We start from the raw sequence: 19,848 nt of genomic DNA, 5'->3' as shown, positions 1-19,848 counted from the left end.
GCCGAGCACCCCTAGCTCAATTGGCAGAGCAGCTGACTCTTAATCAGCGGGTTCAGGGTTCGAGTCCCTGGGGGTGTACAGACACCGGCCCCGACCAGCAGAGATGCAGGTCGGGGCCGTTCCTCGTCCATCTCCGGCAGCCGACGAACGGGCGGGTTCGGGGAAAGCGGCGCGCCGGGCCCGCCCGTGCGGGACGATTCGGCCATGGGACGCACCGGGCAGCAGCTCCGTCAACGCACGACGCGGAAGATCGCGGGGTCGGGCACGCCGACGAGGCGGACAGGACGCGGGCCCGACCGCGGTGCCCGCCTGCGGTACTGGTTCGACGGCACGATGGCGCGCGGCACCCCCGCGCTCGTGGCCTGGCTCGCCGTGGCGACCCTCGGCCTCATCCTGGTCTTCTCGCTCTTCCTGATGGCCACGCAGTGGTCGACGGTCGAGGAGGACGGCAGCCGGCCCGGCTTCTTCCGCCAGCTCTTCATCACCCTCATGCACGCCCTCGACCCGGGCACGGTCGCCGGCGACACGGGCACGTGGCGCTTCCTCGTCACGATGCTGATCCTCACGATCGGCGGCCTCTTCATCGTCAGCGCGCTCATCGGGGTCATCGCGGCGGGCATCGACAACCGCCTGGCCGACCTCCGGCGGGGTCGTTCGCTCGTCATCGAGCGCGACCACACCGTGATCCTGGGCTGGAGCGACGCCGTCTTCGCCGTCATCCGCGAGCTCAGCATCGCCAACGAGAGCCGCCGGCGGCCCGCCGTGGTGGTCCTGGCCGACCGCGACAAGGTCGAGATGGAGGACGAGATCCGCGAGAAGGTCGAGGACCTGCGCGGCACCCGGGTGGTCGTCCGCTCGGGCTCCCCGCTCGACATCGGCGACCTCGGCCTCGTGGCCCTCACCGACGCCCGCTCCGTCGTCGTCCTGTCGGCCAGCGGCGACGAGCCCGACCACGAGTCCATCAAGACCCTGCTCGCCCTCACGCACGACCCCGCCATCACGGCGCCCGTCGTCGTCGAGATCGAGGACCCGTCGAACCTCGAGGCCGCGCGCCTCGTGGGCGGCGACAGGACGGTCGTGGTCGACAAGCAGGAGACCATCGCCCGGCTCCTCGTGCAGAGCGCCCGGCAGTCCGGCGCCGCTGCGGTGTACACCGAGCTGTTCGACTTCGACGGCGACGAGATCTACTTCCACACCGACACGCGCATCGCGGAGTCCACGTACGCCGAGGCGCTCCTCGCGTACGAGGAGGTCTCGGTCATCGGCCTGGCCAAGGACGACCGCGTCCAGCTCAATCCTCCGGGAGAGACCATCGTGGGCACCGGCGAGCTCGTGGTGGTGGCCGCCGACGACTCCACCCTCCCCGGCACGCCGCCCCTGCGCGGCGTCGTGGACGAGTCCGTCATGAGCACCGTGGGTCCGGCGCCGGAGGTGCCGAGCCAGGTGCTCGTCCTGGGCTGGAACACGCGCGCGCCTGCCGTGCTCCGCGAGCTCGACCAGTACGCGCAGCCCGGCTCGCGGCTCGACCTCCTGACCGAGCACGGCTCCCCCGTCCTGCCGCCGCTCACGAACCTCACCGCGACGGTGAGCCACGGACGCACCGCCGACCGCGCGACCCTCGAGGCCCACCCGGTCGGGGACTACGACCAGGTCATCGTGCTCTGCTACTCCGACCACCTGGACGTCCAGAGGGCCGACGCCAAGACGCTCGTCACGCTGCTCCACCTGCGCGAGATCGTCGGCGGACGCACCGACGGTCCCGCCATCGTGAGCGAGATGCTCGACGACCGGAACCGTGCGCTGGCCCAGGTGGCGCACGTCGACGACGTGATCGTCAGCGACGAGATCCTGAGCCTCATGATGACCCAGCTCTCGGAGAACGTCCGGCTCCGCCCGGTGTTCGAGGACCTGCTCGACGCCGACGGCGCGGAGATCTACCTGCGCCCCGCCGCCGGCTACGTGGACCCGGGTTCCGACGTCTCCTACGCGACGGTCGTCGCCGCAGCAGCACGACGTGGCGAGACCGCCCTGGGCTACCGCGTGGCGGCCGACGGCGACCGCGGCATCCTCGTGAACCCGGCCAAGTCGACCCGGTTCACGGTCGCCGAGAGCGACCGCGTCATCGTCCTGGCCGAGGGCTAGCCGCCGGCGCTCAGCCGCGCGCCTTCAGCGCGGCGCTGATGCTCGTGGGCGAGACGCCCACCTCGGCTGCCACCTCGCGGTAGGACATGCCGGCCTCGACGGCCGCGGCCAGCGCGGAGGCCCAGGCGTCCCGGGCCTCGGCGATGGCAGCCTCGTGGCGGGCCGTGGCCTCGTCGAAGGCCTGGCGAGCGGCGCGCAGGGCCGCCGGGACGGAGTCGTCGTACGCGGCGCGGGCTCGGTTCACCATGACGGCACCGTACCGGCGGGGAATAGCCCCTCGACGGACCGACGTTGCCCCTGACATGAAGATCTTGCTCACCGGGGGAACCGGTTTCATCGGATCGGCCGTGCTCGCGCGGCTCACGCAGGACGGTCACGACGTCGTCGCGGTCGTCCGCAGCGAGGACTCGGCCCAGAAGGTCCAGGCCGCCGGCGCCACCGCCGCCCTGGGCGACCTGACCGACCAGGAGTGGCTCGCGGCCCAGCTGCGCCAGGTCGACGGCGCCATCCACACCGCCGCCGCCGGCGACGGCAAGGACCCCGAGCGGGACGACGTCGTGCTCGCCGCCGTCCAGGACGCCTTCGCCGGCACCGACAAGTCCTACGTCCACACCGGCGGCATCTGGACCTACGGCAGCTCCTCCGACATCTCGGAGTCCGACCCCGACGCCGCGCCCGCCCTCACGGCGTGGCGCGTCGAGCGCGAGTCCCGCCTGCTCGCCTCCGGCCTCACCGCGAGCGTCGTCCAGCCCGCCGTGGTCTACGGCCACGGGCAGGGCATCCCCGCCATGGTCGCCGCAGGCCCCCTCATCGGCGACGGCACGCAGCACTGGACCACGGTGCACGTCGACGACCTCGCCGACCTCTACCTGGCCGTCCTCACGAAGGCCGACGGCGGACGTCGCTACGTCGGCGCCAACGGCCACAACCCCACCCACCGCGAGATCGTGCAGGCCGCCGGCGGCGACGTCACGCCCACGAGCGTCGACGACGTGCACGAGCGGTTCGGCGAGGCGTTCGGCGACGCGCTCCTCCTCGACCAGCAGGCGTCCGGCAGCGCGGCCCGCGAGGCCTTCGACTGGTCGCCCGACCGCCCCACCCTTCTCGAGGAGCTCGCCCAGGCCTGACCCGCGGAGCGGTGGATCCACCGCCGAGACCCTCGTCGGCTCGTCGAGCGGTGGATCCTCCACCGTAAGAGCGCTCAAACGGTGGAGGATCCACCGCCCCGACGGGGTGGTCACCATTCGGTGGCAGATCCACCGCTCGACGGGCTACTCGCCGACGGCCCGGCCGGGGCGGTGCTCGAAGATCAGGTGGGTCTCGGTCCCGGCCACCTGAGGCATGACGCTCAGGTCGTTCACGACCTCGCGCAGTCCGTCCGTCCCCTCGCACGCCACGTGCAGCAGGTAGTCGTACGAGCCCGAGACGTAGAACGCGTTGATGACGTAGGGCTTCTCGGTCATGATCCCGGCGAACCGCGGGATCGATGCCCTCGCCTCACGGCGCAGCACCACCGCGATCATCGCCTCGATCGTCAGCCCCAGCGCCGCCAGGTCGACGTCGGCGTGGACGCCACGGACCACGCCGCGCTCCTGGAGGCCCCGCACCCGGTTGAGGCACGTGGACGGCGCGATCCCGGCGCGTCGGGCCAGCTCGTTGTTGGGCATCCGGCCGTCGCGCTGCAGCAGCACCACGAGCTTCCGGTCGACGTCGTCGAGCACCTGAAGATCCTTCGGCGCCATGGGGGTCCTCCTGCATCGGTACGAAGAAGTCGGCCGAGCGACCACACCTCACAGAATCATCTTCACATCAGTTGCCCTTCCGAGGCGCATTTGTTCACCATGGAGGCATGAGAATCGGTGTGCCCACGGAGATCAAGAACCACGAGTACCGCGTCGCGCTGACGCCTGACGGCGTCGCGGAGCTGCTCCACCACGGCCACGAGGTCGTGGTCGAGTCCGGCGCCGGCCTCGGCTCCTCCATCACCGACGACGAGTACGTGGCCGCCGGGGCCGCGATCCTCGCCACGGCCGACGAGGTCTGGGCCACCGCCGACATGGTCATGAAGGTCAAGGAGCCCATCGAGGCCGAGTGGCACCGCATGCGCCGTGGCCAGGTGCTCTTCACCTATCTCCACCTCGCGGCCGACGCCGCGTGCGCGCAGGCCATCCTCGACTCCGGCATCACCGCCATCGCCTACGAGACGGTGCAGCTCTCCGACGGCTCGCTGCCGCTCCTCGCGCCGATGTCGGAGGTGGCCGGCCGCCTCGCCACGCAGGTGGGTGCCTACCAGCTCATGAAGCACGGCGGCGGCCGCGGCGTGCTCATGGGCGGTGTGCCCGGCACGGCTCCGGCCCAGGTCACCGTCATCGGCGGCGGAGTCTCCGGCACCCACGCGGCCCAGATGGCCGTCGGCCTCGGCGCCGACGTGACGATCCTCGACCTGAGCGTCCCGCGCCTGCGCGAGCTCGACGCCCACTTCAACGGCCGTGTCCGCACCATCCGCTCCAACCCGCTCGCGATCGAGCAGGCCGTCACGCAGTCCGACCTCGTCGTCGGCGCAGTGCTCGTGCCCGGTGCCAAGGCTCCGCGGCTCGTCAGCAACGAGCTGGTCTCGCGGATGCGTCCCGGCTCCGTGCTCGTCGACATCGCGATCGACCAGGGCGGCTGCTTCGAGGACTCGCACCCCACGACCCACGCCGACCCGACCTTCGCGGTGCACCAGTCGGTGTTCTACTGCGTCGCCAACATGCCCGGCGCGGTCCCCCGGACCTCGACGTTCGCGCTCACCAACGTGACCATGCCGTACGCCGTGGCACTGGCGAACCGGGGCTGGCACGACGCCCTTGCGAGCGACCCCGCCCTCGCGCTCGGCCTCAACGCGCACGACGGCCGGCTCTTCAACGCCTCGGTCGGCGAGGCCCTCGGCCTCGAGACCGCCGACCTCCTCCCCCTCCTCACCGCCTGACCCCACCCGGGGCAGGATGGCGCCATGACGACGTGGCAGAGCAGGATCGACGACGTCTGGGCGCGCGCGGACGAGGTGGAGCCGTCCGAGCTCGTCCGGCTCGTCGACGAGGCGGTGGGTGACGCACCCGCCGGGCCGGCCGCGTTCGAGCGCGCCGGCTCCTTCGACGCGACCGACCGTCCTGAGCTGGCTGAGCCCCTGTACCGCGAGGCGCTGCGGCACAGGCTCGATCCCGAGGTGCGGGCCCGTGCCGTCATCCAGCTCGCCAGCACCGTGCGCAACCTCGGCCGACCCGACGAGGCCGTCACGTTGCTGACCGACCTCCTCGACGACGACGCGGCCGGCCTGGGGGACGCCGCCGTCGCCTTCCGCGCCCTCGCCCTCGCCGACCTCGGCGACGAGCGCCGGGGCCTCGCCGACGTGCTGGCCGCTTTCGCGCCCCACCTGCCGGCCTACACCCGCTCGGTCTCGGCCTACGCCGAGGAGCTGGGGGCTCAGGGGACGAAGCGGTAGCCCAGACCCGGGTCGGTGAGCAGGTGCTCCGGCCTCGACGCGTCGGCCTCGAGCTTGCGTCGCAGCTGCGCGAGGTAGACCCGCAGGTAGTGCGTCTCGCGCTCGTACTCCGGGCCCCACACGTCGTGGAGCAGGGTGGCCTGTCGCACGAGCCTCCCGTCGGCGCGGACCAGCACCTCGAGCAGGCGCCACTCCGTGGGCGTGAGGTGGACGGCCTCCCCGGCGCGGGTCACCGTGCGGTCGTCGACATCGATCACGAGGTCGCCCGCGCGCACCGTCTCCACCGGCGCGCCGGCCCGGCGCATCGCCGCACGCAGCCGTGCCAGGAGCTCCTCCATGCCGAACGGCTTCGTCACGTAGTCGTCGGCGCCGAGGTCGAGCGCCTCCACCTTGTCGTCGGACTCCTGGCGCGCGGAGAGCACCACCACCGGGACCGACGAGGTCGCTCGGATCCGACGCAGCACCTCGATGCCGTCGAGGTCGGGCAGGCCGAGGTCGAGCACCACCACGTCGGGCTCCTGCTCCGCGAGCGACTGCAGGGCCGAGCGGCCGTCGGCGACGGGCTCCACCTCGTAGCCCCGGGCCCGCAGCGTGATGCCGAGCGTGCGTCGGATGGCGGCGTCGTCGTCGACCACCAGCACCACCGTCATGACAGGCTCCTCGGGGCCAGGGGCAGGTCGAGCACCACCGTGAGTCCACCGCCGGGGGTGTCCTCGGCCGTGAGGCTACCGCCCATGGCCTCCGCAAAACCCCGGGCCACGGCCAGGCCGAGCCCCACGCCGGTCCCGCCGGGCGCGTCGCCCAGACGCTGGAACGGCTCGAACAGCTGCTCGTGACGCGAGGGCGCGACGCCAGGTCCGCTGTCCACCACACGCACGACCACGCGGTCACCGGCGACCGCGCCGTCCACGCGCACCGCTCCGGGAGCACCGTGCTGCACGGCGTTCTCGACGACGTTGGCGAGGACCCGCTCGAGCAGGCCGGCGTCCGCGACCACGTCGGGCAGGTCCTCGGGCAGCTGGGACCGGACCCGGTCGGCGGGGGTCCGGCTCAGCACCCGCTGGACGACCGCGTGCAGGTCGACGCGGTGCGCGTGGGCCGAGACCGAGCCCGTCTGGAGCCGGCTCATGTCGAGGAGGTCGGAGATGAGCGCGTCGAGCCGGTCCGTCGACTCCTCGATGGTCTCGAGGAGGTCGGCACGGTCCTGGTCGCTCCATGCCACCGAGTCGTCGCGCAGGCTGCTGACCGAGGCCTTGGCCGCGGCCAACGGCGACCGCAGGTCGTGGGAGACGGCGGCCAGGAGCCCGGTCCGCATCCGCTCACCCTCGGCGAGGGCCCGGCGCTCGGCGCTCTCCGCGCGGGCCCGCTCCCGCTCCAGCAGCACCGTGGCGTGGGCCGCGACGGCCTGGAGCAGGGGCTGGTCCTGGCTCCGGACGGGTCCGCCCCGCAGCAGCAGCCGGTCCCCGGCTCCGAGCTCGAGCGCGGCGTCGGGCGAGGGCATGGGCGGTTCGCCCTGCGCCACGAGGACCGACCCGTTCGCGTCGACCACGGCCGCCCCGCGGAGCCCGACCAGCTCCACGGCCGCCGCGAGCAGACGAGGGAGGTCGTCGCCGGCGTGGACCAGGTTGTGGGCCAGGACGCTGAGGGTGTCGGCCTCGCGACGCGAGCGCGCCGCCTGCACCGCGAGCCTCGCGGCCCGGTCCACCACGAGCGCCACGGCCAGTCCCACCACCACGAAGATCACGACGGCCACGAGGTTCTCCGCGCTCGCGATGCGCAGCGACCGGAGCGGCGACGTGAAGTAGTAGTTGAGGAGACCACCGCTCAGGACCGCCGCGACGAGGGCCGGCCAGACCCCGCCCAGGAGGGCCACACCCACCACGAGCGCCATGAAGAGCATCGACTCCGAGGGCAGGCCGTGGAGGTCCGGCGTCGCCAGGAGGAGCGCGGTCACGAGCGGCGGGCCGACGAGCCCGAGGGCGAAGCCGGCCACGGAGCGTCGTCGGCCGAGCGCACCCTGCTGCCGCAGCACGGCGGCACTGCGTCGCGCCTCGGCGTGCGTCACGATGTGGACGTCGATGTCGCCGGACTCCGCGATGACCGTCTCCCCGATGCCGGGCCGCAGCAGCGTCGAGATCCGACCGCGCCGGCTCGCGCCCACGAGCACCTGGCTCGCGTTGACGCCCCGCGCGTAGTCGAGGATCCCGGCGGCGCTGTCGTCGCCCACGACGGTGTGGAACGTGCCGCCCAGCTCCTCGGTGGTGCGGCGCAGGGCCTCGAGACGTTCCGGCCCGGTCTGGCGCAGGCCGTCACCGCGGGTCACGTACAGCGCGTGCCACTCCCCGCCGCCGGTCCGGGAGGCGATCCGGGAGGCGCGGCGCATGAGCGACTCCGACTCCGGCCCGCCCGTGACCCCCACGACGATGCGCTCCCGCGCGGCCCACGTGGAGTCGATGCTGTGCTGCGCCCGGTACCGGTCCAAACCCTCGTCGACGCGGTCGGCGAGCCAGAGGAGCGCCAGCTCGCGCAGGGCCGCGAGGTTGCCCTCACGGAAGAACTGCCCCAGGGCGGCGTCGACCTTCTCCGCCGCGTACACGTTGCCGTGGGCCAGGCGGCGCCGCAGCGCCTGCGGGCTCATGTCGACCAGCTCGATCGCGTCGGCGGAGCGCACGAACCGGTCCGGGACGGTCTCGCGCTGCCGGACCCCGGTGATGGCCTCCGTGACGTCGTTGAGTGACTCGAGGTGCTGGATGTTCACGGTCGTGACGACGTCGATGCCGGCGGCGAGGAGCGTCTCGACGTCCTGCCACCGCTTCGCGTGGTCGAGGCCCGGGACGTTGCTGTGGGCCAGCTCGTCCACGAGGCACACGTCGGGCGCTCGACGCAGGACGGCCTCGAGGTCCATCTCGTGCTGCGTGGTGCCTCGGTGCTCGACAGCACGACGGGGCACCACCTCGAGGCCCTCGAGCCGCTCCGTGGTGCGGGGACGCCCGTGCGTCTCGACGATGCCCACCACCACGTCGGTCCCGCGCGCGGCCCGCCGAGATCCCTCGTCGAGCATGGCGAACGTCTTGCCGACCCCCGGCGCGGCCCCGAGGTAGACCCGGAGGCTCCCGCGAGCGCTGTCGACCATGGACTCAGTGTGCCCCTTCGACGGCCGACCGGACGGCGAGGTTGAGGTCCAGGACGTCGACCTTGGGCTCGCCCAGGAAGCCGAGCTGGCGGCCCTGGGCGTGGTCGGCCACGAGCCGGGCCACGACGGCCCTGCTCAGGTCGTTCTGCCGCGCCACCCGGTCCACCTGGATGCGGGCGTACTCCGGGGAGATGTACGGGTCGAGACCCGAGGCCGAGGTGGTGAGGGCGTCCGGCGGGACGTCGGACGGGTCGACGCCCTCCTCCGCGGCCACGGCGGCCCGACGATCCTCGATCGCCTTCAGCAGCTCGGGGTTGGACGGTCCGAGGTTGGAGGGCGCCGACGCCAACCCGTCCCAGTCGCCGGCCGAGGGCCGCGAGTGGAACCACGTGGATCCGCTGAAGTCCTGCCCGATGAGCCGCGAGCCCACCGTCCGGCCGTCGACCTTCACGAGCTGGCCGTCGGGGCGGCCACCGAAGGCCTGACCGACCGCCCACACGCTCGCGGGATAGAGGACGCCGAGCACGACGGTCATGACGGCGAGGAGGCGGAGGGCGGCCACGCCTTGGCGGGAGAGCTGCTGGATCACGAGGATCACCTGATTCCGGGGAGCTGGGAGAGGACGAGATCGATGAGCTTGATGCCCACGAACGGCACGACCACGCCGCCGAGGCCGAACACCAGGAGGTTCCTCCGGAGCACGGCCGCCGCCGACTGCGCGCGGTAGGCCACGCCCCGCAGGGCGAGCGGGATGAGCGCCACGATGACGATCGCGTTGAACACGACGGCCGAGAGGATCGCCGACTCCGGGGTGGCCAGCCGCATGACGTTGAGGGTGTCGAGGGAGGGGTAGGCCGCCACGAACATGGCCGGGACGATGGCGAAGTACTTGGCCACGTCGTTGGCGATCGAGAACGTCGTGAGGCTGCCGCGGGTGATGAGCAGCTGCTTGCCGATCGCCACGACGTCGATGAGCTTCGTGGGGTCGGAGTCCAGGTCGACCATGTTGCCGGCCTCCTTGGCCGCCGACGTCCCCGAGCTCATGGCCACGCCGACGTCGGCCGCCGCCAGCGCGGGGGCGTCGTTCGTGCCGTCACCCGTCATGGCGACGAGCCGGCCGCCCTCCTGCTCCTTCTGGATGAGCGCGAGCTTGTCCTCGGGCGTCGCCTCGGCGAGGAAGTCGTCCACGCCGGCCTCGGCCGCGATCGCGCGGGCCGTGAGCGCGTTGTCACCGGTGATCATGACGGTCCGGATGCCCATGCGCCGGAGCTCGGCGAACCGCTCGGCCATGCCCTCCTTCACCACGTCCTTGAGGTGCACCACACCCAGCGCACGGAACGTCTCCCCGTGACGCTCGGCGACCACGAGTGGCGTGCCGCCCGAGCCGGCCACCTCGTCCACCGAGGCCTGCAGGGCAGGCGGGAGCGGCGCCCCGGTCCACGCGACGACGGCGGACGACGCACCCTTGCGCAGCTCGCGCCCGCCCGGGAGGTCGACGCCCGACATGCGCGTCTGGGCCGTGAACTCCACGAGCTCGGCACCGGCCGGGAGGTCGTCCGGGGCCGAGCCCTGCTCGTCGGCCAGCTCGACGATCGAGCGACCCTCCGGCGTGAGGTCGGCGAGGCTGGCCAGCCGGGCCGCGTCCTGGACGACAGCGAGGGTGACCCCGTCGGCCGGGAGGAAGCGGGACGCCCGACGGTTGCCGTACGTGATGGTGCCGGTCTTGTCGAGCAGGAGCGTGCTCACGTCGCCGGCGGCCTCGACGGCCCGGCCCGACATCGCCAGCACGTTCACCTGGACCAGGCGGTCCATCCCCGCGATGCCGATGGCGCTCAGGAGCGCACCGATCGTGGTGGGGATCAGGCACACGAGCAGGGCGATGAGCACGATGGTCCGCTGCGGGGCCCCCGCCAGCTCGGCCATGGGCTGCAGGGTCGCCACGGCGAGGACGAAGACGATCGTGAGGCTCACCAGCAGGATCGACAGCGCGATCTCGTTGGGCGTCTTGCGCCGCTCGGCGCCCTCCACGAGTGCGATCATCCGGTCCAGGAACGTCTCTCCCGAGGCGGCGGTGATGCGCACGGTGATCTCGTCGGACAGCACGCGGGTGCCGCCGGTGACGGCGCTGCGGTCTCCACCCGCCTCCCGGATCACGGGGGCGGACTCCCCCGTGATGGCCGACTCGTCGACCGAGGCCACACCCTCCACGACGTCGCCGTCGCCCGGGATCACCTCGCCGGCCAGGACCTTGACGAGGTCGCCCACGACGAGGCTGGTCCCCGGCACGAGCTCCTCGGCCCCGTCCACGAGCCGTCGGGCCGAGACGTCGGTCCGGGCGGCGCGCAGCGAGGCGGCCTGCGCCTTGCCGCGTCCCTCGGCGACGGCCTCGGCGAGGTTGCCGAAGACCACGGTGAGCCACAGCCACACGGCCAGGAGCACCGAGAACGTGCTGGGGTCGGCGACGGCCGAGACGGTGGTGGCCACCGAGCCGAGCCACACGATGAACAGCACGGGGCTGCGCCACAGGTGACGAGGGTCGAGCTTCACGAGGGCCGCCGGGAGCTGGCGCCACATCTGGGCGAGATTCATGAGAGGGCCTCCGCGATGGGACCGAGGGCCAGGGTCGGGAAGTAGGTGAGGGCCGAGACCAGCACCACCACCCCGACGACGAGGCCCGCGAACAGGGGGGTGTTGGTGGCGAGCGTGCCGGCGGTGGTGGGGACCTTCCGCTGCCGCGCGAGGGAGCCGGCGAGCAGAAGCACCAGCACGATCGGGACCAGTCGGCCCAGCAGCATGGCGGCTGCGAGGGAGAGCTGGAAGAAGGTCGAGGTCACGGTGAGACCGCCGAACGCGCTGCCGTTGTTGTTGGCGGCGGACGTGAAGGCGTAGACCACCTCGCTGAAGCCGTGGCCGCCCGGGTTGCCCATCGCGTCGCCGGTGGAGGGCAGCGCCACGGCCAGGCCGACGCCGACGAGCACGAGCGCCGGAGTGACGAGCGTGTAGAGCGCGACGTAGGTCATCTCGCGCGCCCCGATCTTCTTGCCCAGCAGCTCGGGCGTGCGGCCCACCATGAGGCCGGCCACGAAGACCGCGAGGATCGCGACCACGAGGATGCCGTACAGGCCCGTCCCCACACCGCCCGGCGAGACCTCGCCGAGCATCATGTGGACGAGCGCCGTCCCACCCCCGAGCGGGGTCATGGAGTCGTGGGACGCGTTGACTGCGCCCGTCGACGTCCCGGTCGTGGAGACCGCGAACAGCGAGGAGGCCCACGTGCCCAGCTGGGTCTCCTTGCCCTCCATCGCGCTGCCGGCGGCGACGGCGGACTGTCCGTGGCCACCGGCCTCCGACCACGTGGTCACCGCGAGCGCCGTGCCCCACAGGAACGCCATGGCCCCCAGCACCGTGTAGCCCTGACGACGGTCGCCGAGGAGCGTCCCGAGCGTGCGGGTGAGGCTGACCGGGATGACCAGCAGGAGGAAGATCGCGAACAGGTTGGAGAGGGCGCTCGGGTTCTCGAACGGGTGCGCCGAGTTGGCGTTGAAGAAGCCGCCGCCGTTGGTGCCGAGCTGCTTGATGACCTCCTGGCTCGCGACCGGGCCACCCGGCACGGTCTGCGTCCCCCCGGCCAACGTCTGGACCGTGGTGTCCGTGAAGCTCTGCACCACCCCGAGCACCAGCAGCACGACCGCGCCGACGAGGGCGAGGGGCAGCAGGATCCGCAGGACGCCACGCACGAGGTCCACCCAGAAGCTGCCGATCGTCGAGGAGCGGGCCCGGGTGAAGCCACGGATGACGGCCACGGCGACGGCCAGGCCCACGGCAGCGGAGAGGAAGTTCTGGACCGCCAGTCCCCCGGCCTGGGCCGCGAAGCCCAGCGTCGACTCGCCTGCGTAGGACTGCCAGTTCGTGTTGGTGACGAACGAGACGGCGGTGTTGAGCGCCATGTCCCACGGCATCCCGGGAAGTCCCCGGTCCCACGGCAGGGCCGCCTGGCCCATCAGGATGGCCATGAGGAGCGCGATGCTCACCGCGGAGAAGGCCAGGACGCCCATCACGTAGCCGCGCGGGCTCATCTCGGCGTCGGGGTCCACGCCGACGACGCGGTAGATCCCTCGCTCGAGCCTCGTGTGCCGGGTGGACGTGAGGACGCGCGCCATGTGGTCGCCCAGCGGGACGTAGGCGAGCGCCAGGAGCGCGAGGAGGGCTGCGATCGTGAGGAGCCCGGAGAGCGTGTCGGTCATCGGCGGGCTCAGAACCTGTCGGGCCGCACGAGCGCGGCGACGAGGTAGACGAGCAGAGCGACGACGGCCAGCAGGCCGAGGACGTGTTCGGTGGTCATGACGCCATCGCACACCCGCTACGGCCGGGGGACGCCGGTCCTGACAGCGTCCTGACGGCTCTTGACGCGATCTTGACGCCCGGCCCGCCGACGACCCCCGTCGGGTGTGACGTGCGCCGCGTGGCCATACTGAAAGGCGATCCTGACGCCTGCTGCGAAAGAGATGCCCGTGCGAAACCCCCGTGCTTTCCTCCGTCCTCTGGCCGTGGGCGCTCCGGCGCCCCTCGCGGAGGTGCCGTTCAAGCCGTCGCGGATGATCCACTTCTTCGACCCGAGCAACCCCAAGATGGCCGACAAGGTCCCGTCGATCGCCTCGAAGGTCGACATCATCCTGGGCAACCTCGAGGACGCCATCAAGACCGAGAACAAGGAGGCCGCGCGCCTCGGTCTCGTCGAGATCGCCAAGAACACCGAGTTCGGTGACACCCAGCTGTGGGTCCGCATCAACAGCCTCGACTCGCCGTGGGCGCTCGACGACCTCACGACGCTCGTCACCGAGATCGGCGACAAGCTCGACGTCATCATGGTGCCCAAGGTCGAGGGCGCCCAGGACATCCACTACGTCGACCGCCTGCTGGCGCAGCTCGAGGCCAAGGGCGACGTCCAGAAGCCGCTGCTCGTCCACGCCATCCTCGAGACCGCGCTCGGCATGACCAACGTCGAGGAGATCGCCGCGGCCAGCCCCCGCATGCAGGGCATCAGCCTCGGTCCGGCCGACCTGGCCGCGAGCCGCCGCATGAAGACGACCCGGGTGGGTGGCGGCCACCCCGGCTACCTGGTCCGCGAAGACCCGACGGGCGAGGACCTCACGCAGGGTCGCACCACCTACCAGCAGGACCTCTGGCACTACACGATCGCCCGCATGGTCGACGCCTGCGCGGCCAACGACATCCTGCCCTTCTACGGACCCTTCGGCGACATCAAGGACGTCGTGGCGTGCGAGGACCAGTTCCGCAACGCCTTCCTGCTCGGCTGCGTGGGCGCGTGGAGCCTGCACCCCGTGCAGATCGACATCGCCAAGAAGGTCTTCTCCCCCAGCCCCGAGGACGTCGCGCACGCCAAGGAGGTCGTCGAGGCCATGGGCGACGGCTCCGGTGCCGTCATGATCAACGGCAAGATGGAGGACGACGCCTCCTGCAAGCAGTGCCTCGTGATGCTCGACCTGGCCAAGGCCCTGGCCGAGCGCGACCCCGAGCTCGCCGAGCTCTACGACCTGTGACCCAAGGAGCTGTGCGACCTGTGACCGAGAACGCCACCACTGATCTGTCCTCCCCTTCGGCCGTCAGGCCCAGGCGGAGCGTGCTGTACATGCCGGGCGCCAACGAGCGCGCCCTCGAGAAGGCCAAGAGCATCGACGCCGACGCGCTGATCCTCGACCTCGAGGACTCCGTGGCGCCGGACTCCAAGGAGCAGGGCCGCGCCAACGTCGTGGCCGCCGTCCGCTCCGGTGAGTACGGTCACCGCGAGCTGGCCATCCGGGTCAACTCGATCGGGACCGAGTGGCACGACGACGACGTGAAGGCCGCCTCGGAGGCCGGCCCCGACGCCATCCTCGTGCCCAAGGTCGAGTCGGCCGAGCAGGTCCGCTCCATCGTGGCCGCCATGGAGGCGGCCGGGGCACCCGAGAAGACGCAGCTGTGGGCCATGATCGAGACCCCCGTCGCCCTCCTGCACGCCGAGGAGATCGCGGCGGCCCACGAACGGCTGACCGTCGTCGTGATGGGCACGAACGACATCGTGAACGAGACCTACGGGCTCCACGTCCCGGGCCGCAACGCCGTCGTCCTCACCTCCCTCGCCTGGACGCTCATCGCCGTCCGGGCGGCCGGCAAGGTCATCATCGACGGCGTCTACAACGACGTGAAGAACGCCGAGGGCTTCGAGGCCGAGGCCCGCCAGGGCCGCGAGATGGGCTTCGACGGCAAGACGCTCATCCACCCCTCGCAGGTGGAGCCGGCCAACGTCGCGTTCTCCCCCTCCGAGGCCGACGTCGAGCGGGCCACCGGCCTCATCGAGACGTTCGAGGAGGCCAAGGCCGCCGGCCAGGGTGTCGTCACGTTCAACAACAAGATGGTCGAGGAGCTGCACGTGCGCGACGCGCGTCGCATCCTCGCCTACGCCGAGGCCCTCGAGGGACGCTGACGCCGACGCACGAAGGCCCCGGGACCTGTCGGTCCCGGGGCCTTCGTCGTCACGGTGGTCAGCGACGGGCGTGGAGGGCCCAGGTCTCGAGGGCACGAGCATCCTGGGCTGCCTGCACCTCGCGGCGCATGCGCGCCGACTCGAGGAGGACCTGGCGGTCGGTCTCCGACATCTCGTCCCAGGCGCGCTTGCGGGCCTGGCGGGGCTTGCGAGTCATGGCGTTCACCCCCTCTCCAGAGGTCGGGACGTTCGTCGTCGGTGTCGAGTCGGTCTGGGGCAGGGAGTCATGGATGGGCAGGTTCATGGCGCGCCTCCTTTCGGTGAGATGGCTGGATGGACTCGTGGGCGGGCAGGGGTCGTGAGCGAGGTCGCTCGGGTGGGGACATAAAAAAACCGCTCCTGGACGTGGGGTCCGGAGCGGCAGATGTGCCAGTGCGTGACTGGCCTCAGGTGAGAGCTCCGGTGAGTCGCGGGTCGACGGTCGAGAAGATCGTGGCCATGGGACTCACCTCCGGTGCTCTGCGGTTGCTCCCGGTCGGAAGCAGTTCAACCGTAACGCAGCGGGCCGACGGCTGTCGACCCGCTGCGTCAGGGTTTCTGGGATTTCTGTGGGACTACTGCTTGAGCTTGAGCGCCCGGGCGATCGTGAAGAACAGATCGGTCTGGTCGCTCAGGCCCACCACGTTGCCGGCCTGCGGACCGTAGCCCGCGATGCGCAGCTGCGTGCCGGTGTGCTGCTGCGAGCCGCCCTCGGCCGACGTCGCGTAGTTGATCGTCATCGGCTGGTCGTCGGCCGTGAGGAGGTTCGTCGTGAGGCCCGGGGTCGTGGAGCCGGCCTCGACGATCTGGCTCGTGTGGGCGTGGTCGGCGGTCACGACGACGAGCGTGTGCTTGTCCTTCTTGGCGAAGGCGAGCGCGGCCTGGACGGCCTCGTCGAGGTCCTTGGTCTCACCGATCTGGCCGCAGGCGTCGGCGGCGTGGTCCTGCTTGTCGATGCTCGCGCCCTCGACCTGCAGGAAGAAGCCCTTCTTGTTGCCCTGGTCGAGCAGCGAGATCGACTTCTTGGTGAGGTCGGCGAGCGTCGGCTGCGTCGACTTGCGGGCCGGGTTGTCGGTGCAACGGACGGGCGCCTTGGCGCCGCCGGTCCTCGTGGCGGCCGGGCCGGTCCAGCGGACCGGGAAGTTGCCGTCGGCGAAGAGACCGAGCACGGGCTTCTTCTGGTCGGCCTTCTTGACCGACTTCAGCGAGGCCAGGTCGTCGACGAGCTGGTAGCCGCGGTTCTCGGCCTGCTGCTCGAGCGTGAGCCCCTTGTACCGGCCCGCGGTGGCCTTCTCGGCGAACGTGGCCGCACCGCCACCGAGGGTGACGTCGGGGCGGGTGTCGAGCAGCTGCTCGGTGATGCTGCCCGCTCCGCCGTTCTCCTTGGCGTTGGTGGGGCACTGCGCCGTGGTGGCGCTGGGGCCGTAGCACTTGCGGCCCGTCACGTGGGAGACCTGGACGGCGGGGGTGGCGTCCTGGATCTCGGCGGTGGAGACGTCGCCGGTCTTGTAGCCGGCGCGCTTCGCGAGCTCGAGGAGCGAGGCCTGCGGCTTGCCCTTGACGTCGACGCTGATGGCACCGTCGTACGTCTTGGTGCCGGTGGCCCAGCCCGACCCGGACGCTGCGGAGTCGGTGACGTAGTCGGGCTTGCCGTCCTTCGTGACGGAGTACGTCGTGTACTGACCGGTGAGCGGCAGGGCGTCGATGCCCGGCAGGCGGCTCGCGGCGCCGACGATGTAGTTGCGGGCCGAGGTGATCTCGGAGTCGCCCATGCCGTCACCGATGAGGAGGATGACGTTGTCGGCGCGCCCGCTCTTGAGGGCCTTCTTGACGGCCGAGGTCTGGTCGCCGTCGAGGCGCTGGGCGCCGCCGTGGGAGGCGATGTTCTTGCTCGTCGCGACGGAGCCGACGACAGCAGCACCGAGGAACGTCGCCGCGACGCCGATGACGGCCGCGGAGCGCAGGGAGGAACGTGTCAGAGTCATGGGTCCAACCCACCGGCCCCGGGTGAACGGTCGGCGTCACCCGGGTGACGCCTGGTCAACGAGAACTAGTCAGTTCGAACTACTCTCCGCGCTCGTCGAGTGGCGCAAACCCAACCGCGAGTGGCGCAGATTGGCGCGACACGCCGTCCAAAAAGAGCCAATCTGCGCCACTCGGGGACCACTGTGGGCTGCGAGGTCAGTCGAAGTCGAGGCGGTCGTCGATCTCGTCGCGGGTGAAGCCGCTCGCGTAGAGCAGGTCGGCGGCGAGCGACCTGACCTGGGCGGCGATGGCGGCACTGTTGAGGGTCAGCGCGCTGGGCAGGCTGGTGACGGCGATGCGCGCCGCGTCGACGAGCTTCTGGCGCGCCACGTCGAAGTCGTGGTCCTCGGCGAGGTCGTCGGCGAAGATCCGCACGGCCTCGGCCATGGAGTCCACGGCGAGGGCGAAGTCCGCGGGCGGCTCCTCGTGGTGCCGGAGCATCGCCGAGGTCCGCCGGGCCAGGACGCGCGTGTCGCGGACGGCGTTGTCGAAGTTCTGGACGCTGCGCACGTACTGCTCGACCCGCTGACGCTGGCGCCAGCGCATGGGCGACATCCGCGCGATCTCGGCGACGTTGACGGCGGTGGCCTCGAGCGAGGCCACGAGCCCGGTCATGCCGCGCGCCGTGGCGAGGGCGCGCTCGGCGTGCTCGAAGTCCTGCTCGCGCAGGGCCCGCGCCACGTCGGCCAGGCTGAGCGAGAGCCGCTCCAGCAGCGCCTGGACCTCCCGGTCGATGTCGCGCAGCGGGTTCCGCGGCAGCAGGATCACCATGAGCATGCCGCAGACGCCCCCCACGAGGGCGTCGATGAACCGCGTGACAGCCGGGTTGCCGGCCCCTGCGACCGGGATGACGGCCGCCAGGAGGATGGAGGAGTTGGCGGCCTGCGTCAGGGCCAGGCCCTTCACCCCGAGCAGGGTGGCCACGATGACCGTGAGCGAGACGATGAGAGCCATCTGCCACGCACCGCGGCCGATCCCCAGGATGAGGAGCTCGCCCACGAGCACCCCCACGGCCACGCCGCCGACGAGCTCGAGGAGCGTCCTGCCCCGCAGGCCGGCACCGGCCACGAGGACGATGACCGCCGAGATGGGGGCGAAGAACGCCTGCTGGTGGCTCAGGAGCTCCGTGGCGATCGCGTAGGCCACGGTGGTGGACGCGCTCAGGCGCAGGAGCATCCGCCAGCGTCGACGCAGAGCCTGGAGCCGGTCGGCGAACGTCTCCTGCGGACGCGGCAGGTACCGCGCGATCCGTTCGTCGAGGGCTCGGCGCATGACGGCTCGGACCGGCCTAGAGGTAGAGGCCGGTCTGCTCCTCCTCGAGTCGCTCGGAGGCCACGGCGTGCAGGTCGCGCTCGCGCAGGAGGATGAACTCCTCGCCGCGGACCTCGACCTCGGCCCGCTCCTCGGGGTCGTACAGGACGCGGTCGCCCACCTCGACGGCGCGCACGTGCGCGCCGACGGCCTCGACCCGTGCCCACGCGAGACGTCTGCCGAGCGCGGCCGTGGCGGGGATGACGATGCCGCCGGAGGAGCGCCGGTCGCCCGCGTCGGGGTCGAGGCGCACGAGGAGCCGGTCGTGCAGCATCCGGATGGGAAGCTTCCCGGCGTCGGACATCAGCGGGTCAGTCGACGGATGCCCACGATGGCCGCGACGACCGCGGCGGTGCCCACGACGAGCGGGACGACGGTCTCGAGCCGGACGGAGCCCTGCTCGTCGACGAACTTGGCCTTGAGACCGGCCACGCCGCGGCGGGCCACGTTCTTGGGGTTGGTGCGATCGACGAGCTCGTCGACCGTGTCGGCCAGGCGGAGTCGGATCTGCTCGATCTCGTCGACCAGCTGATCGGTCTCTGACCTGCTCACGGAAGCACCTCTCGTCGGGGGAAGCCGGACGCCGGTCGGCGCACGCTCATTGCAAGGATAGGGGTCATGACGACGCGACTGCAGCCCGGAGACCCCGCCCCCGACTTCACCCTCCCCTCCGACACGGGCGAGAGCGTGACGCTGTCCGACCTCCGCGGCTCCAAGGTGGTCGTGTACTTCTACCCCGCAGCCATGACGCCCGGCTGCACCAAGCAGGCATGCGACTTCTCCGACGCCATCGATCGCTTCACGGGCGAGGGCTACACCGTCCTCGGCATCTCCCCCGACAAGCCCGAGAAGCTCGCGAAGTTCCGCGAGCGCGACGGCCTCGGCATCACGCTGCTCTCGGACCCCGAGAAGGAGGTCCTCACGGCGTGGGGCGCCTTCGGCGAGAAGAAGCTGTACGGCAAGGTCGTCACCGGTGTCATCCGTTCCACGTTCGTCGTGGGCGAGGACGGCTCCGTCGAGCACGCCGCCTACAACGTGAAGGCCACGGGGCACGTCGCCAAGCTCCGCAAGGACCTCGGTCTCGGCGCCTGAGGCCAGCTGCACGACGGGCCGGGTCCTAGACTCTGGCCCGAGCCGAAGTGGTGGAATCTGGTAGACACGCAGGATTTAGGTTCCTGTGCCTTCGGGCGTGCGGGTTCAAGTCCCGCCTTCGGCACTCACCCAGGAGGTCCC

The 19,848-nt window shown here is 71.5% G+C and carries 20 protein-coding genes and 2 tRNA genes; 9 read left to right on the top strand and 13 right to left on the bottom strand.

Translation table 11 applies throughout. The features are described 5' to 3' along the window. The first annotated feature begins 5 nt into the window (after nt 1–5). Together ASD11_RS03185 and ASD11_RS03180 are read left to right on the top strand one after the other, a co-directional pair. Nucleotides 6–78 (top strand) — tRNA-Lys (locus ASD11_RS03185). 126 nt (nt 79–204) lie between these two features. Beyond that, entirely contained in the window at nt 205–2,142 is a 1,938-nt protein-coding gene (locus ASD11_RS03180) for a CASTOR/POLLUX-related putative ion channel (protein WP_082554136.1), read from the top strand. A gap of 10 nt (nt 2,143–2,152) precedes the next feature. Here the strand turns inward: ASD11_RS03180 and ASD11_RS03175 are convergent, their stop codons facing one another. Beyond that, nucleotides 2,153–2,389: a hypothetical protein gene (locus ASD11_RS03175; protein WP_056283172.1), complete on the bottom strand. Its 237-nt coding sequence runs from the start codon at nt 2,387–2,389 to the stop codon at nt 2,153–2,155. A 55-nt stretch (nt 2,390–2,444) separates the two neighbouring features. Between ASD11_RS03175 and ASD11_RS03170 the strand changes: the two genes are divergently transcribed. Then, complete coding sequence (locus ASD11_RS03170) at nt 2,445–3,269, top strand: NAD-dependent epimerase/dehydratase family protein (RefSeq protein ID WP_056283168.1); 825 nt, start codon at nt 2,445–2,447, stop codon at nt 3,267–3,269. A gap of 144 nt (nt 3,270–3,413) precedes the next feature. Here the strand turns inward: ASD11_RS03170 and ASD11_RS03165 are convergent, their stop codons facing one another. Next, nucleotides 3,414–3,884 carry an Lrp/AsnC family transcriptional regulator gene (locus ASD11_RS03165; RefSeq protein WP_056283165.1) on the bottom strand — a complete coding sequence of 157 codons (471 nt, stop codon included), beginning with the start codon at nt 3,882–3,884 and terminating at the stop codon, nt 3,414–3,416. 107 nt (nt 3,885–3,991) lie between these two features. On the opposite strand from ASD11_RS03165, the gene ald reads away from it, so the two are divergent. Together ald and ASD11_RS03155 are read left to right on the top strand one after the other, a co-directional pair. Continuing rightward, entirely contained in the window at nt 3,992–5,110 is a 1,119-nt protein-coding gene (ald, locus tag ASD11_RS03160) for an alanine dehydrogenase (protein WP_056283163.1), read from the top strand. Nucleotides 5,111–5,134: 24 nt separating this feature from the next. Continuing rightward, the gene (locus tag ASD11_RS03155; protein WP_056283160.1) at nt 5,135–5,623 is read left to right on the top strand and encodes a tetratricopeptide repeat protein; all 489 of its coding nucleotides are present in this window, start codon (nt 5,135–5,137) and stop codon (nt 5,621–5,623) included. Here the strand turns inward: ASD11_RS03155 and ASD11_RS03150 are convergent. Genes ASD11_RS03150 through kdpF form a run of 6 tightly spaced genes read right to left on the bottom strand, consistent with a single transcriptional unit; the run spans nt 5,605 to nt 13,098 of the window. Continuing rightward, nucleotides 5,605–6,273, bottom strand: a complete 669-nt coding sequence (locus ASD11_RS03150) for a response regulator (protein ID WP_056283158.1) — start codon at nt 6,271–6,273, stop codon at nt 5,605–5,607. The two genes, ASD11_RS03155 and ASD11_RS03150, sit on opposite strands and share 19 nt — an antisense overlap. Beyond that, the gene (locus tag ASD11_RS03145; RefSeq protein WP_056283155.1) at nt 6,270–8,756 is read right to left on the bottom strand and encodes an ATP-binding protein; all 2,487 of its coding nucleotides are present in this window, start codon (nt 8,754–8,756) and stop codon (nt 6,270–6,272) included. The genes ASD11_RS03150 and ASD11_RS03145 overlap by 4 nt, the downstream gene beginning before the upstream one ends. Nucleotides 8,757–8,760: 4 nt before the next feature. Then, nucleotides 8,761–9,345 carry a potassium-transporting ATPase subunit KdpC gene (gene kdpC, locus ASD11_RS03140; protein ID WP_156464558.1) on the bottom strand — a complete coding sequence of 195 codons (585 nt, stop codon included), beginning with the start codon at nt 9,343–9,345 and terminating at the stop codon, nt 8,761–8,763. A gap of 5 nt (nt 9,346–9,350) precedes the next feature. Further along, nucleotides 9,351–11,345, bottom strand: coding sequence for a potassium-transporting ATPase subunit KdpB (kdpB, locus tag ASD11_RS03135; RefSeq protein ID WP_056283147.1), 1,995 nt, complete (start codon nt 11,343–11,345; stop codon nt 9,351–9,353). Further along, nucleotides 11,342–13,000 carry a potassium-transporting ATPase subunit KdpA gene (gene kdpA / locus ASD11_RS03130; protein ID WP_056283144.1) on the bottom strand — a complete coding sequence of 553 codons (1,659 nt, stop codon included), beginning with the start codon at nt 12,998–13,000 and terminating at the stop codon, nt 11,342–11,344. Before kdpA ends, kdpB begins: the two co-directional genes overlap by 4 nt. A gap of 8 nt (nt 13,001–13,008) precedes the next feature. After that, the gene (gene kdpF / locus ASD11_RS17680) at nt 13,009–13,098 is read right to left on the bottom strand and encodes a K(+)-transporting ATPase subunit F (protein ID WP_156464557.1); all 90 of its coding nucleotides are present in this window, start codon (nt 13,096–13,098) and stop codon (nt 13,009–13,011) included. A 169-nt stretch (nt 13,099–13,267) separates the two neighbouring features. On the opposite strand from kdpF, the gene ASD11_RS03125 reads away from it, so the two are divergent. Further along, complete coding sequence (locus ASD11_RS03125) at nt 13,268–14,317, top strand: HpcH/HpaI aldolase/citrate lyase family protein (RefSeq protein ID WP_056288293.1); 1,050 nt, start codon at nt 13,268–13,270, stop codon at nt 14,315–14,317. 80 nt (nt 14,318–14,397) lie between these two features. Next, on the top strand, nt 14,398–15,240 hold the full coding sequence (locus ASD11_RS03120; RefSeq protein ID WP_327019513.1) for an HpcH/HpaI aldolase/citrate lyase family protein: 843 nt from the start codon (nt 14,398–14,400) through the stop codon (nt 15,238–15,240). Nucleotides 15,241–15,298: 58 nt separating this feature from the next. On the opposite strand, the gene ASD11_RS18000 is transcribed toward ASD11_RS03120, so the two are convergent. The 5 genes from ASD11_RS18000 to ASD11_RS03095 form a co-directional block, all read right to left on the bottom strand. Next, nucleotides 15,299–15,457: a hypothetical protein gene (locus ASD11_RS18000; RefSeq protein ID WP_156464556.1), complete on the bottom strand. Its 159-nt coding sequence runs from the start codon at nt 15,455–15,457 to the stop codon at nt 15,299–15,301. Between the two features lie 397 nt (nt 15,458–15,854). Then, the gene (gene phoA / locus ASD11_RS03110; protein ID WP_056283139.1) at nt 15,855–17,264 is read right to left on the bottom strand and encodes an alkaline phosphatase; all 1,410 of its coding nucleotides are present in this window, start codon (nt 17,262–17,264) and stop codon (nt 15,855–15,857) included. Nucleotides 17,265–17,460: 196 nt separating this feature from the next. Beyond that, nucleotides 17,461–18,576, bottom strand: coding sequence for an FUSC family protein (locus ASD11_RS03105; RefSeq protein WP_056283136.1), 1,116 nt, complete (start codon nt 18,574–18,576; stop codon nt 17,461–17,463). Between the two features lie 16 nt (nt 18,577–18,592). Beyond that, nucleotides 18,593–18,919, bottom strand: a complete 327-nt coding sequence (locus ASD11_RS03100) for a GroES family chaperonin (protein WP_056283133.1) — start codon at nt 18,917–18,919, stop codon at nt 18,593–18,595. Then, a complete protein-coding gene (locus tag ASD11_RS03095) occupies nt 18,919–19,167 on the bottom strand; it encodes a DUF3618 domain-containing protein (protein ID WP_056283131.1) in 249 nt (82 codons plus the stop codon). Before ASD11_RS03095 ends, ASD11_RS03100 begins: the two co-directional genes overlap by 1 nt. A gap of 66 nt (nt 19,168–19,233) precedes the next feature. Here ASD11_RS03095 and bcp point away from each other — a divergent pair, with 66 nt between their 5' ends. Together bcp and ASD11_RS03085 are read left to right on the top strand one after the other, a co-directional pair. Beyond that, nucleotides 19,234–19,707 carry a thioredoxin-dependent thiol peroxidase gene (bcp, locus tag ASD11_RS03090; protein WP_056283130.1) on the top strand — a complete coding sequence of 158 codons (474 nt, stop codon included), beginning with the start codon at nt 19,234–19,236 and terminating at the stop codon, nt 19,705–19,707. 41 nt (nt 19,708–19,748) lie between these two features. Next, nucleotides 19,749–19,831: transfer RNA gene (locus ASD11_RS03085), tRNA-Leu, on the top strand. Nucleotides 19,832–19,848: the final 17 nt, after the last annotated feature.

The organism is Aeromicrobium sp. Root495 (assembly GCF_001426755.1).
Classification (GTDB): Bacteria; Actinomycetota; Actinomycetes; order Propionibacteriales; family Nocardioidaceae; genus Aeromicrobium.
The sequence above is the reverse complement of the archived record's forward strand: the minus strand, read 5'-3'. Positions and strand labels throughout refer to the sequence as shown.